The following is a 13704-nucleotide window of genomic DNA, read 5'->3' as shown; positions in this document are numbered from 1 at the left end:
CCGGAGAAAACGTTGACAGGGATCCTGCTTCGAGTACCGTCCACTCAGGGTCGTCCTATCGACGATCACCAGGGCTCTCATGGATCTTCGCCGGTTCCTCACGCACGCGGTGCAGATCGCATCTGCGCTGTCGAAACTTCATAAGTCAGGCACCCTTCACCTGGACATCCGCCCCGCGAACCTCTCCGTGCACCCGGAGAGCGGGGAGGTGTCGCTCGACGGTGGGCTGGCCGTGGTGCGCGGCGATCTCGGCCTCTCCGACGAGACGAAGATCAACCCGGAGTCGCTGCCCTACATCGCGCCGGAGCGGACGGGCCGCGTCGACTGGCCGATCGACGAGCGCGCCGATCTCTACTCGCTCGGCGTCACGCTGTACGAGCTGCTCTCCGGCAAGCTGCCGCTCGACGCCGAGGACGCGCCCGCGTGGGCGCACGCCCACATCGCGAGGGCCCCTGTGCCGCTCGCGGAGCTGGTGCATGACGTGCCCCGGATCGTCTCCGAGATCGTGATGAAGCTCCTCGCGAAGTCTCCGGAGGAGCGTTATCAGACCACCCGCGGGCTCTGGTCGGATCTCCTCATGTGCCAGACCGAGCTGGAGGAGCTCGGGATGATCGACTCGTTCCCGCTCGGGACGGCCGACATCCCGGACCGGCTGCAGCTCCCGACGAAGATCTACGGCAGGAGGCGCGAGCGCGCGATCCTGCTCAAGGCGTTCGAGCGTGTGGTCGCCACGGGCACGGCCGAGCTCGTGCTCGTCGCCGGGTACTCGGGCGTCGGGAAGACCTCGCTCGTGAAGGAGGTGCAGGCGCCCATCGTCCGCGAGCGCGGAGCGTTCATCTCCGGGAAGTTCGATCAGCTCCAGCGCGACATCCCCTACCGCACGATCGCCCAGGCGTTCGGGGAGCTCGTCCGGCAGATCCTGACGGAGAGCCCGCAGTCGCTCGCGGGGTGGAAGCACCGGTTGAGCGACGCGCTCGGCGAGGAGGGGCGGGTCATCATCGACATCATCCCGCAGCTCTCGCTGATCCTCGGCGAGCAGCCGCCGGTGCCGCCGCTCGCGCCGAACGAGGCGCGCAGCCGCTTCGTCCGCGTGTTCCATGCGTTCCTCGGCGTGGTCGCGCGCAAGCGGCACCCGCTCGTGCTGTTCGTGGACGACCTGCAGTGGGCAGATCCCGCCAGCCTGAGGCTCATCCGCGACGTCATCGCGGCGCCCGAGAAGCGGCACCTGCTCGTGATCGGGGCGTACCGCGACAACGAGGTGACCCCGTCGCACCCGCTCATGGAGGTGCTCCGGCAGATCCACGCCACGGGCGCGCGCGTCTCGACGCTCAGCCTCGACCCGCTCCCGCACGAGAACGTCCTCGAGCTCGTCATGGACACCTTCCGCTGCGAGGACGAGCTGGGGGCTCAGCTCACCAGGCTCCTCGTCCAGAGGACGGGCGGCAACCCGTTCTTCGTGGGCCAGTTCCTGACGGAGCTCTATCGCCAGAAGCTGGTCTGGGTCGATCCCGTGAGCGCCGTCTGGTGCTGGAACATCGAGGCCATCGCCGCGCAGAACCTGACCGACAACGTCGTCGACCTGGTGCTGGGCCGCCTCAGGCGGCTGGACGGCGAGACGCAGCGGGTCCTCTCCCTCGCCGCGTGCCTCGGCGCCCGCTTCGACGCCGAGGTCCTCTCGGCCATGTACGGCGAGTCGACCGAGACGACGCACGCCGCCATCTCCCCGGCCATCCGCGAGGGGCTCGTGGCGCGCCGAGGCAGCACGTACAAGTTCCTCCACGACCGCGTGCAGCAGGCCGCGTACCTGCTCATCCGCGAGGGCAACCACGCCTCGACGCACCTGCGCATCGGGCGCCTGCTGCTCGTCCAGACGCCGGAGGAGGCGCTGGAGGACCGGCTGTTCGAGATCACGAACCAGCTGAACATCGGCGCCTCCTTCATCACCGATCCGGGCGAGCGGCGCAGGACGGCCGAGCTGAACCTCCGCGCCGGCAGGAAGGCGAGGGCCTCCGGGGCCTACGGCTCCGCGGTGGCCTACTTCGCCGCGGGCTGCGCGCTGATCGGGGAGGACGACTGGGCGGGAGCCGACGATCTGCTCGCCTTCGCGCTGCACCTCGATCTCGCCGAGAGCGCGTGCGTGAACGGGGAGTTCGATCGGTCCATCGACCTCTGCTCGATGCTCCTCGAGCGCGCGCGCACGCAGCTCGACAAGGCGGCGGCCTACCGCGTCCTGATGCAGAACCACATGGCCCGGTCCGAGCACGACGCGTGCATCGGCGTCGGGCTGGAGTGCCTCGCGCTGCTCGGCATCAAGCTCGGGAGGCAGCCGGCCGACGAGGAGGTTGTCGCGGAGATCACGGCGCTGCGCGACGCGCTCCGCGATCACACGGCCGACGAGATCCTCGGCCAGCCGAGGATGACGGCGCCGCCGATGCTCGCGGCGATGGGCGTGATGGCCGTGATGTACGCCTCGACCTTCTACACCGATCCGAACCTCAACGACCTCCTGGTCTGCCAGATGGTCCGGCTCAGCCTGCTCCACGGCAACGCGGAGCCGACCGGCATCGGGTACACGTGCCTCGGCAAGGCGCTCTGCCAGAAGCTCGGCGCGTACCAGGACGGCGACCGGATCGGCAGGGTGGGCTACGAGCTGACCGAGAAGATGAACGCGCTCGTCTACAAGCCCGAGGTGGCCAACCTCTATGGCTGTCTGATCTCGGTCTGGACGCGCCACATCGACACCGGGATCGCCTGCCAGCGCGTGAGCATCCAGGCCGCGAACGAGGTCGGGAACCTGACGTGGGGGAGCTTCAGCAACATCCAGCTCACCCTGAACGTGATCGTGCGGGGCGACCCGCTCGAGGAGGCGTACAAGGTCGCGGTGAGCGCGCTCGACTACGCGACGAAGGCGAAGATCACGTTCGCCGCGGACGCGGTGACGAGCATGCTGCGCCTGGTCCAGGCGATGAGGGGCGCCACGCGCCACCTCGGCACGATGAGCGCGGACGACTTTGACGAGCAGGCGTTCGAGGACCGCCTCGAGAAGGAGAGCTTCCCGAGCGTGCGGCTCGTCCATTACGTGATGAAGACCGCGCAGCACCTCCTGGCCTCCAACCCCGACGAGGCGGCCCTGGCCGCGGAGAAGGCGGAGCGCAACATCTCGGGGGGCAACGGGATGTTGTTCTCGGCCGAGTACCACTACTTCGGCGCCCTCGCCCGGGCGGCCCGCTTCTCCGGGGCCCCGGCCGAGGAGCAGGCCGGGCTCCGGCGGTCGCTCGCCGGCCACGAGGAGCAGCTGCGCGTCTGGGCCGAGAGTTGCCCCGACAACTTCGCCGGCAAACACGCGCTCGTAGCGGCGGAGCGCGCGCGCGTCGACGGCAGGCACGACGAGGCCGCGGCGCTCTACGATAAGGCGATCGTGGCCTTCCGCGAGTCCCGGTTCATCCACCAGGAGGCGCTCGCGAGCGAGCTCGCCGCCCGGTTCTACCTGGATCGCGGCTACAGCGGCCTGCCGGGGCTCTACCTGCGGGAGGCGGTGGCGTCGTACTCGCGCTGGGGCGCGAGCGAGAAGGTGAGGCAGCTCGAGCAGCGGCATGCGCTCGTCCTGAACCAGGAGCAGCGCCGCGCGACGAGCAGCGGCGTCATGACGATGGCGGCGGAGGCCATCGACGCGCAGACCGCGGTGAAGGTCTCGCGGTCGCTCTCGAGCGACATGACGCCGAAGGAGATGATGGAGTCGCTCATGCGGCTCGTCGTCGAGCACGAGGGGGCGGAGCGGTGCTGTCTCCTGCTCATCGGGGACGGCCTGCGGCTCGCCGCCGAGGCCGTGGTGGACCGCGACGGCATCAGCATCCGCGTGTACGAGCGGAGCACGGCGCCGCTCGCGACCCGCGTCCCGGCGTCGATCGTCAACTATGTCGAGCGGACGCGGGAGCGGGTGGTGCTCAGCGACGTCGGGGCGAGCGGCGCCTTCGCCGGGGACGAGTACCTCGTGCGCGAGCGGCCGAAGTCGGTGCTGTGCATGCCGCTCATGAAGAACCCCGGCGAGGTGGGCGGCCTCCTCTACCTGGAGAACCGGCTGGTCCACGGCGCGTTCATCCTGCGCCGGCTGCCGCTCCTCGAGTTCCTGGCCGCGCTGTCGCTGCAGAACACCGTGCTCCGCGGCGAGCTGGAGCAGGAGGCGCTGAAGGTCCAGCGGACCGAGGAGGCGCTGCGCCGGAGCGAGAGGGCGCTCCGGGATCTGGCGGAGTCGAGCGACGTCCCCACGTGAGGCGCGGGCCGCGCCGCCGCACCGGCGTGGTGTGGCGGCGCGGCGTTCAGGCGCTCTCGAGCACGTGGCCCACGCTGTCGAGGAACGGCCTGTCCGACACGGAGAGGTGGAGCTGCACGAACCGCCAGTGATCCCCGTGGCGCTCCACCGTGCAGGTCAGTCGGAGCGCGGGCAGGTCGAAGCGCACGCCGCCCATGGTGGCGTGGATACCGAAGCCGGCCGTCCCGGCGCAGGCGGCCGCTCCCCCGGCCAGCAGACGCACCTGGACATCGCCGGTGATCCTGCACACGAGGTCCTTCAGGATCTCGCTCTGCCGCCGGAACGAGGCCTCGATCTCGGCCCAGCGCGTGAAGTGCAGCTTGTCGTGTGTGCCGTAGAAGATCAGGGCATCGTCACGTACGAACATGTCGCATAACGCGTCCACGTCGCCTCGCTCGAAGGCGCGCGCGAACTCGACGAGCATCTGGCGAACCGAATCTTCTGGACTTGCCGGCTCTCTCTCCGAGGACTCCATGCGCTCCGCTGCTCCCGTACCGATCCGAGCCTGATCTCGGCCGAGCATACAGCACCCCGGAGGCGACGCGCGACGCCCTGCGCGCGAAAGCGCTCGGAGCCCGGGCGGCTGCGCGCGACAAGGGTCGTCGCGGTCACGAACACGTAACACCACACGACCCCGACCAGCGCCAGCCGACCAGGTGCCCCCTCGAACCCCGGAACCCAGCTGACCAGAAACCCCACGAGCAGGAACAGCAGCCCCACGCCCTGCAGCTGCGCGATCGACATCCGCTTCAGGAGGGCGCCGACCGAGAGCGAGGGCAGGTACATGCTCAGGAGGTGCACCTGGATCACCCAGCTCGCCTGCTGGACCGAGCGCTGCTCGACGCCGCACATCTGGAGCGGCGTCGGCACCATGAGGAGGCTCATCACCAGGAAGGCGCCCGCGCCCATGGCCACCATGGGCCAGTACAGCGCGCGGGCGCGCGCGTCCGGCGCGGCGGAGGCCTCGGCGGCGCGCGCCTCCTGCGGCCCGTACGCCGCGAACGGGAGCGCCGCCATGAGCTGGAGCGCCGCGAGCATCAGCAGGGCAGCGGGCATGTACCTGGATGTCCGCCCCTCCAGCAGGCCGAAGAGCGTTCAGCGCGCGCCGGCGTCCGCCGCGGCGTCGGCCCCCGCCGCGGCGTCGGCCCCCACCGCGGCGTCGGCCGGCACGGGCTCCGGCGGCGCGCACGGCACGGTCGAGACGACCGCCCGCCACCGCGCCCCTTCGCGGACGTGCACCCGATCCGAGCGGAGGGCCGGCAGCGACCGCAGCGCCGCGAGGACCGCCTCGACTTCCCCGCTCGCCTTCTCCCCGGGGCTCGGCGGCACCTCGACGCAGCCGTGCAGCGCCTCCACGTCGTCCAGCCAGGCGAGCGCGGGCCGGGCTTCCTGGAGCCAGGGCCACCCGCCCTCCGGCTCGGCGACGATCGGCTCGGGCGCGATGGCGCGGTCCTGCACCGCCACCTCCGCGCCGAGCTCCCGCGACAGAGCGCGCCCGAGCAGGTCGGCCGCCGGGGCGCCGAGCGCCGGGCCGACGTGCACGACCTCCACGACGGCCGGCTCGTTGTCCGGGAACCGGAGCCGCCACGCGACGAGCGGCCCCGCCGCGTGCGGCCACGCGCCCCCGAGCGACGCGGCGAGCTCCCGCTGGACGAGCGCGAGCTCCGGCTCCTTGGGCGCCACGTCGATGGGCGCCGAGCTCGCCCGGACCGAGGCCGCCACCTCCTCCAGCGCGCTCGCGTCGAGCACCGCGATGACGTCGACCTTCGGGGTGACGCCCGCGACGACGGCGATCCGATCGCGCAGATCGCGCTCGAGCCGCTCCGCCTCGTCGGCCCGGCCGAGCAGCACGAGGCGCACGGCGACGCTGCCGTGGTCGACGGTGACGCTCGACCGCACCGTGCTCTGCGGCAGCGCGTCCAGCATGCGCACGATCGCCGTGCGGACGCGCACCTGCCACGACACCCGCGCGAGCGCCTCCCGGAGCGGGAGGTACACGGCCCCGAGGAGCGCGAGCGGCATCATCACGCGGAAGATCCACCCGTGGCGGAGCTCGAAGAAGACCTGCAGCGCGCGCGCCACGCGGCGGATCGCCCCCGGCTTCTGCTTCGCGAGCTCCGCGTGCTCGAGCTCCGCGGTGCTGACGGCGCTGTAGCCGAGGAGCAAAAAGCAGAGGATGGCGAACAGGAGGATCGCGCAGAGGTTCGCCGTGAAGAGCAGCGCGGCGCCGCTGGCGATGCTCTTCACCCGCGTGCCGATCCCGTAGCCGACGACGCAGAGCGGGGGCACGAGCGCGATGCCGATGGCCGTGCCCGCGGCGGTCGAGGTCGTGTCCGAGCCGGGCCGCACGGTGGTGTAGGCGGCCGCGATCGCGCAGAAGATCGCGATGAGCAGATCGAGCGCGGTCGGCGAGGTGCGCGCGGCGATCTCCGACGTCACCTCGTAGAACGGCAGCGTCAGGGTGAGCGCCGCGGCGCTCGTCACGACCATGACGACGCTGAAGGCGACGCGGGTGAAAGAGCGCAGCGCCAGGAACGGCGAGCCGATGGCGAGGCCCATCCCGAGCTCGACGATGGGCCCCATGAGCGGCGAGATCAGCATCGCGCCGATGACGACCGCGCCGCTGCCGAGGACGAGCCCGAGCGAGGCGATGCCCATGGCGAGGAAGAGCTGGAGCCAGTAGCCCGCCGACCCCTTGGCGCTCCGCTCCAGCATGCTCCGGACGATGGCCTCGCGCGCCTCGGGCTCGATCCCGAACGCGGCCGCGATGCGGTCCTGGAGCGCCCCCCACGCGGCGTGCGTCAAGCCACGACCCCGGCGCCCCGCCCCGCGCGGCCCGCGTCCAGCCCCGCGCGGCCCGCGTCCAGCCCCGCGTGGACCACGCGCAGGAGGCGCCGCACCGCGCCGGCGTCGGGCAGCCGGTAGGCGGCGCGGCTGCTCGCGTTGCCGACGTGGATGGTGCACGCGGACGGCGGCAGCGCCGCGAAGATGTCCTCGTCCGTGCGGTCGTCGCCGATCGCGATCACCGCCGCCCTCGCCGGCACGTCGTCCAGGATGAGCGGCACCACCCTGCCCTTGTGCACGCCGCGCGGCCGGACCTCGATCACCTTCGCGCCGGCGAGCAGCTCCAGCGCATCCATGGGGATGCGCGCCTCGAGGCGCGCGCAGAGCTCGCGGACGTGCTGGCTCGCCAGCTCGGGCTCGGCCGTGCGGTAGTGCCAGGCCAGGGTCACCGTCTTCTCCTCGATGAAGGTGCCCGGGGTGCGCCGGGTGACGTCCTCGAGGATCTTCCGCACCTCGCCCTTCCAGGCGGCGGCGTCCGGCTCGAGCGCGACCCAGTCGTCGCTCGCCTTGGGCCGAGACCAGAAGCCGTGCTCGGCGTGGAGGTGGAGCGGCAGCGCGCCGAGCCAGCGCTCGATGTCGGCGCGCCGGCGGCCGCTCACGACGTGCACGCGGTCGCGCTCGGACAGCGCCCGGAGCAGCGCGAGCAGCTCCTCGTCCGGCGCGGCGAGGTCGGGCACCGGCGCGAACGGGACCAGCGTGCCGTCGTAGTCGAGGATCCACACGCGCTGCGGCGCCCGGCGGACGCTCTCGACGACGCTCTCGGGCATCCCCCGGCGCGACGGGGGGGCCACCGCGGGCGCCGCTGGCGCGGCGCGGTCGAGATCGTCGAGGAACGTCTGCGCCCAGGTGTGCACGTCGTGCGTGGCCACGCGGCGGCGCAGCGCCGCCATCCGGAGCCGCTGCTCGGCGAGCGGCATGGCGATCGCCTGCTTCACGGCGGCGGCGACCGAGCCGATGTCGTACGGGTTGACGGAGATCGCCTCCGCGAGCTCGGAGGACGCGCCCGCGAACTCGCTCAGGATCAGGGCGCCGTCGTCGTCGATCCGCGCGGCGGCGTACTCCTTCGCGACGAGGTTCATGCCGTCGCGCAGCGGGGTGACCAGCATCACGTCGGCGGCGAGGTAGAGGGCGACCACCTGCTCGAACGGCAGCGAGCGGTGCATGTAGTGGATCGGCGTCGCGTACGTCGTGCCGTACTTGCCGTTGATGCGGCCGACCATCTCGTGGACGAGCCGCCGGAAGTCGGCGTACGCGCCGGCCGACTCGCGCGTGGGCACCGCGAGCTGGAGGAAGCGGACGTGATCGCGCAGCTCCGGCTCGCGCTCGAGGAACCGCTCGATCGCGAGCAGGCGGCGCGGGATCCCCTTCGTGTAGTCGAGCCGGTCGATCCCGAGCACGATCTTGCGGCCGCGCGCCTCGGCGCGGATGCGCGCCGCCTCCTCCCGGACGCCGGGGTGGCCCGCGAGCCGCTCGATCTCCGCGGCGTCGATGCTGATGGGGTGGACCCCCAGGGCGACCGCGCGCCCGTCGTGCTCGATCGCCGCCTCGCCCGGCTCGACGCCGAGCACGTGCGCCGCCGACGCGGCGAAATTCCGGCGGAAGCCGGCCGTGTGGAAGCCGATCAGGTCGGCGCCGAGCAGGCCCCGCACGATCTGCTCGCGCCACGGGAGGATGCGGAAGACCTCGGCGGACGGGAACGGGACGTGGAGGAAGAAGCCGATCCGCGCCCCGGGGAGGCGCCGCCGGAGGAGCGCCGGGAGGAGCAGGAGCTGGTAGTCGTGCACCCAGATCGCGTCGCCCGGCGTGTACTGCGCGGCGACGACGTCGGCGAAGTGCTCGTTGACGCGCTGGTAGGCCTCCCAGTCGAGCTCGGCGTCGAGGTTCACCTTGTCGAGCAGGTAGTGGAACAGGGGCCAGAGGACGCCGTTCGAGAAGCCGTCGTAGAAGCGGTGCTGCTCCGCGGCGCCGAGGTGCACCGGCACGGCGCGCATCCCGGCGAGCGCCGCGTCGGCGTCCTGCCGCTGCTCGGGGGAGAGGCTCGCGACGCTGCCGGGCCACCCGATCCAGACCGCGCAGTGGCGCTCGTGCGGGCCGCGCATCGCGGCGGCGAGGCCGCCCGAGGAGCGCGTGAGGGAGAGCGCCCCGCGATCGACGCGCACGCTGATCGGGAGACGGTTCGAGACGATGAGCAGTCGGGCCATGGAATTCCCCTCCTCTGCGGTGACGAGGCCGCTCGCCGGGCGCGAGGCGCGGCGCCGCCCTCGTCGGCCGGGCGCGAGGCGCGCCGGCGCCGGGACGAGCCGCGCGCCTCGCGCGAGGCCGCGTACCGCCGAAAACGAACAGGGCGCGACGCCCACCGCGGGGTCCGCCGCGGGCGCGCGTGGCTGAGCGAATACTTTGAACTCAAAACATATCGCGCGGCGTCGCGCAAGCTGATCCGGCGCGCCGGACGGCCGCGCGCGCCGATCGGTCGTCCACCTCTCACCTCGCCGCGCAGGCGTGTCGCGGCGCGTCGGGCGCCGATGGAGGTCAGGCGCATCCTGTCAGGCGCGACTCGCTCGAGGATGTCTGTTCGATCGCGCGGTATCGAGGCGGTGCATCGAAGCTGGCACCCCACCGCGCCCCTGCTACGCCACCCGCCACGGATACCCACGCTGGCGACATGGCCCACGCTGGCGACATGGCCCACGCTGGCGACATGGGGCCCACGCTGGCGACATGGAAGGAGTCCAAGCATGGCCCAGACACGGAACAGCGTGACGAGCCCGTGGGGCGAGCGGACGCCGTACTTCGGCGAGCATCAGTGGCCGGCGCGGGTCGACGAGCAGACCCAGGAGGAGCCGGAGCGATGGGTCCAGTCCTGCTGCGTGCTGTGCACGAACGGGTGCGGGCTCGATATCGGCGTCAAGGGGAACAGGATCGTCGGCGTCCGCGGCCGGGCCCAGGACGTCGTGAACCACGGCCGGCTGGGCCCGAAGGGGCTCCACGGCTGGGTCGCGAACAACAGCCCCGACCGGCTGACCCGGCCGCTGATCCGCACCGGCAAGAAGCCCGGCGACGCGTTCCGCGAGGCCACGTGGGACGAGGCGATGGCTCTCATGACCCGCCGGTGCAGGGACGTGGTCGCGCGGTACACGCCCGGCGCGGTCGCCATCTACAACAGCGGGCAGCTCTTCATCGAGGACTATTACACGCTCAGCGTCATCGCCCACGCCGGGCTCCGCACGAACCATATCGACGGGAACACGCGGCTGTGCACCGCCACCGCCGGCAGCTCGCTCCGCGAGACGTTCGGCCGCGACGGGCAGCCGTCCAGCTACCGGGACCTCGACGTCGCCGACTGCATCCTGCACGTCGGCCACAACATCGCCGCGACGCAGACCGTGTCGTGGATGCGCATCCTCGATCGCCGCCGGGGCCCGAACCCGCCCAGGCTCGTCGTGATCGACCCGCGGACCACCGACACCGCCCGGGAGGCCGACGTCCACCTGACCCCGCGCCTCGGCACGAACGTGGCGCTGCTCAACGGGCTCATGCACCTGCTGATCCAGAACGGGCATGTGGATCAGCCGTTCATCGATGCGCACACGGTCGGGTTCGAGGTGCTCCGGGAGAAGGTCGCGGCCTATCCGCCCCGGCGCGTCACCGAGATCACCGGCGTCCCCGTGGACCAGCTGAACGCCGCGGCCCGCCTGCTCGGGACGAGCGAGCGGCTCCTGGCCACCGTGCTCCAGGGCGTCTATCAGGCGCACGAGGCCACGGCCGCGGCGTGCCAGGTCAACAACCTCGTCCTGATCCGCGGCATGATCGGCAAACCCGGCTGCGGCGTGATCCAGTCGAACGGCCAGCCGACGGCCCAGAACACCCGCGAGACCGGCGCGGACGGCGAGTTCCCGGGGTTCCGCAACATGAACAACCCGGCGCACGTGGCCGACCTCGCGCGCGTGTGGAACGTCGAGCCGGACGTGATCCCCACGTTCGCGCCCCACACCCACTGCACGCAGCTGTTCCGCCTGGCCGAGCAGGGGTCGATCCGGATGCTCTGGATCATCGGCACGAACCCGGCTGTCTCGGTGCCCAACCTGCCCCGCATCCGCAAGACGCTGGCGAAGGAGGATCTCTTCGTCGTCGTCCAGGACGCCTTCCCGACCGAGACGACGCGGTTCGCGGACCTGGTGCTGCCGAGCGCGATCTGGGGGGAGAAGACCGGCACGTTCACGAACGCCGATCGGACGGTGCACATCTCGTACAAGGCCGTCGACCCGCCCGGCGAGGCGCGGCCGGACATGGATGTCTTCGTGGATTTCGCGCGCCGCATGGGGTTCACCGACAAGGACGGTCGGCCGCTGATCCCGTGGGACACGCCCGAGGGCGCGTTCGACGCGTGGCGCGCGTGCACCAAGGGCCAGAACTGCGATTACAGCGGCCTGACCTATGCAAGGCTCACCGGCGGCTCAGGCATCCAGTGGCCGGTGAACGACGCGCACCCCGACGGGACCGAGCGGCTGTATACGGATCTGCGCTTCCCGACCGGCGCCGACGCGTGCGGGAGCTACGGGCACGACATCGAGACCGGCGCGGCGGTCTCGCGCGAGGAATACTCGGCCAACGACCCGGCGGGCCGCGCGATCCTCAAGGCCGCCGACTGGTTCGCTCCACCGGAGTCGCCCGACGACGAGTACCCGTTGTGGGTGACGACCGGGCGGCTCGTTTACCATTTTCACACGCGAACGAAGACCGGACGGTCGCCGGTGCTGCAGGCGGCGGCCCCGGACGTGTTCGTGCAGATGAGCGCCGAGGACGCCGCGCGCATGGACGTGAGCGAGGGAGAGATGGTCGACGTCGTGACCCGCCGCGGCCGGGTGCGCGGGGCGGCGAGGATCGGGGATATCCTCCCAGGGCACCTGTTCATCCCGTTCCATTACGGATACTGGGACGAGGAGGGGACGGACGGGGCCGAGCCGGACGGGCGCCCTCGGGCCGCGAACGAGCTGACGATGACGACGTGGGACCCGGTGAGCAAACAGCCGGCCGTGAAGTTCGCGGCGGCCAGGCTGCAGAAGGTGAGCGCCGCGCGCAGCGCCGCCGCGAAGATCGCCGGCGCGGCGGAGCGGGCGGTCGCGCGCGCCGGCGCCGCGGCCTCGGCGGTCGCGTCGGCGATCGCGCGCCCTTCCGGCGACACCGCGGAGCGGCAGCGCCTGGGCGACTACCTCGGCCTGCTCCGGCTGGCCCACGAGCGGTTCATCGCGGCGTGCGACGCCGCCTCCGCGCACGAGCTCAACGAGGGCGAGCTGTCGATGGGGCTCTCGCGCTTGCAGGAGCTCTCGCGGCGGTCGCTCTCGTGGCTGGAGCCGGCGGCGCGCCCGTACAACCCCGCCCCGCCGGCGGGCGACGCGAACGAGCTTGGCTCGCTGCCGGAGAAGATCCGCCTGAACCGGGCCAGAGAGGGCAAGCTCGGGCAGCTCCGCGGGCTGCACGAGCTCTACGTGCTCGCGGCCGACCTGCACATCACGCTCGTCGCCGTGAAGAAGACGGCCATGATGCTGCTCGACCGCCCGCTCATGGCGAGCTGCGACCGCATCGAGGAGAACACGCACCGCCAGCAGGCGTGGCTCCTCACCCAGGTCGGCGCGCACGCGCCGCAGGTCCTGGGCGTCCCGTTCTGAGCCGGCGCGCCCGCAAGGCCGCGCGCGGGGCGGGCCCGCCGGCGCGCGGCGGGCCGCCCTGGCGCACGAGCGGCACGAGCGCGGCGCGGCGGGCGCTACGCGCGGGCCTCTCGCTGAGAGATCGAGCTCAAGAGCGCTGACGACCTCGCCCCGCCGTCCTTGTCGGCGATGTCCGACAGGCTGATGACGCCGACAGGATGCTTCTGGTCGTCGACGCAGACGATCCTCGACTTCTTGTGGTTGCTCATGAGGCTCGCCGCCACGTTCACGTCCTCGTCCGGACGGCAGCAGACGACCTCTCTGGTCATGACGTCTTCCGCCCGTGTCGACGCGGCCTGACGGTGCTCCGCGAGCACCCGGATCGTGAGATCGCGATCGGTGAGGGTCCCGATGACGGAGCCGTCATCGCCGCAGATCGGAACGAAGCCGATGTTCCGCGACTGCATCAGCTCGGCGACGCGCTCGACGGGCTCGCCCGCCTTGCAGCACGCCACGTCGGTCTTCATGAGCTCGGAGCAGTTCATGGTCTCTCCTCCTGGCATCGAATTCCGCTTCGTGTTCGAGACGCCCATCGTCTCGTCTGGAGATCCAGCACCAGCAAATGACGAGCCATCGCGCCGCGAGGCACGGGTGTCGAGCTCGCGACGAACAGGGGATGGCGCGAGATGCGATCCCGCGACGACCGAGCGGGCACGAGGCGGCGGCGCTCTCCAGCGCTCGGTCTGGTCAGTCCCCTGCCCTACCCCAGCCGCAGGCTGACCTCGTGCCGGCGTCGCCCGAGCCGGCGCCGGCCGCGGGGAGAAATCGTCGTCGGGCCGATGATCCTCGGCGGCTCGAGGGGTCAAAGAGACAGAGGCCGCGGCGGACCGTCCCGCTGCGCCCCGA

7 protein-coding genes are annotated in these 13704 nt (G+C 71.9%); 2 read left to right on the top strand and 5 right to left on the bottom strand.

The features are described from left to right. The first annotated feature begins 79 nt into the window (after positions 1 to 79). Positions 80 to 4270 (top strand): ATP-binding protein, encoded by a 4191-nt coding sequence (locus tag WMF26_RS19635; RefSeq protein WP_438001569.1) that lies wholly within the window; start codon positions 80 to 82, stop codon positions 4268 to 4270. A gap of 46 nt (positions 4271 to 4316) precedes the next feature. Here the strand turns inward: WMF26_RS19635 and WMF26_RS19630 are convergent, their stop codons facing one another. Genes WMF26_RS19630 through WMF26_RS19615 form a run of 4 tightly spaced genes read right to left on the bottom strand, consistent with a single transcriptional unit; the run spans position 4317 to position 9354 of the window. Continuing rightward, positions 4317 to 4733, bottom strand: coding sequence for a nuclear transport factor 2 family protein (locus WMF26_RS19630; protein ID WP_061614382.1), 417 nt, complete (start codon positions 4731 to 4733; stop codon positions 4317 to 4319). Beyond that, positions 4652 to 5365 (bottom strand): hypothetical protein, encoded by a 714-nt coding sequence (locus WMF26_RS19625; protein ID WP_438001568.1) that lies wholly within the window; start codon positions 5363 to 5365, stop codon positions 4652 to 4654. The genes WMF26_RS19630 and WMF26_RS19625 overlap by 82 nt, the downstream gene beginning before the upstream one ends. A gap of 39 nt (positions 5366 to 5404) precedes the next feature. Then, positions 5405 to 7114: a DUF389 domain-containing protein gene (locus tag WMF26_RS19620; protein WP_438001567.1), complete on the bottom strand. Its 1710-nt coding sequence runs from the start codon at positions 7112 to 7114 to the stop codon at positions 5405 to 5407. Next, entirely contained in the window at positions 7111 to 9354 is a 2244-nt protein-coding gene (locus tag WMF26_RS19615; RefSeq protein ID WP_438001566.1) for a bifunctional alpha,alpha-trehalose-phosphate synthase (UDP-forming)/trehalose-phosphatase, read from the bottom strand. Before WMF26_RS19615 ends, WMF26_RS19620 begins: the two co-directional genes overlap by 4 nt. A gap of 534 nt (positions 9355 to 9888) precedes the next feature. Between WMF26_RS19615 and WMF26_RS19610 the strand changes: the two genes are divergently transcribed. Continuing rightward, positions 9889 to 12819, top strand: a complete 2931-nt coding sequence (locus WMF26_RS19610; protein ID WP_438001565.1) for a molybdopterin oxidoreductase family protein — start codon at positions 9889 to 9891, stop codon at positions 12817 to 12819. Between the two features lie 95 nt (positions 12820 to 12914). Here the strand turns inward: WMF26_RS19610 and WMF26_RS19605 are convergent, their stop codons facing one another. Beyond that, positions 12915 to 13343 carry a CBS domain-containing protein gene (locus WMF26_RS19605; RefSeq protein WP_437338588.1) on the bottom strand — a complete coding sequence of 143 codons (429 nt, stop codon included), beginning with the start codon at positions 13341 to 13343 and terminating at the stop codon, positions 12915 to 12917. Positions 13344 to 13704: the final 361 nt, after the last annotated feature.

The organism is Sorangium sp. So ce185 (genome assembly GCF_051526825.1).
GTDB lineage: Bacteria > Myxococcota_A > Polyangia > Polyangiales > Polyangiaceae > Sorangium > Sorangium cellulosum_D.
This window is presented reverse-complemented; position numbering and strand designations above follow the sequence as displayed.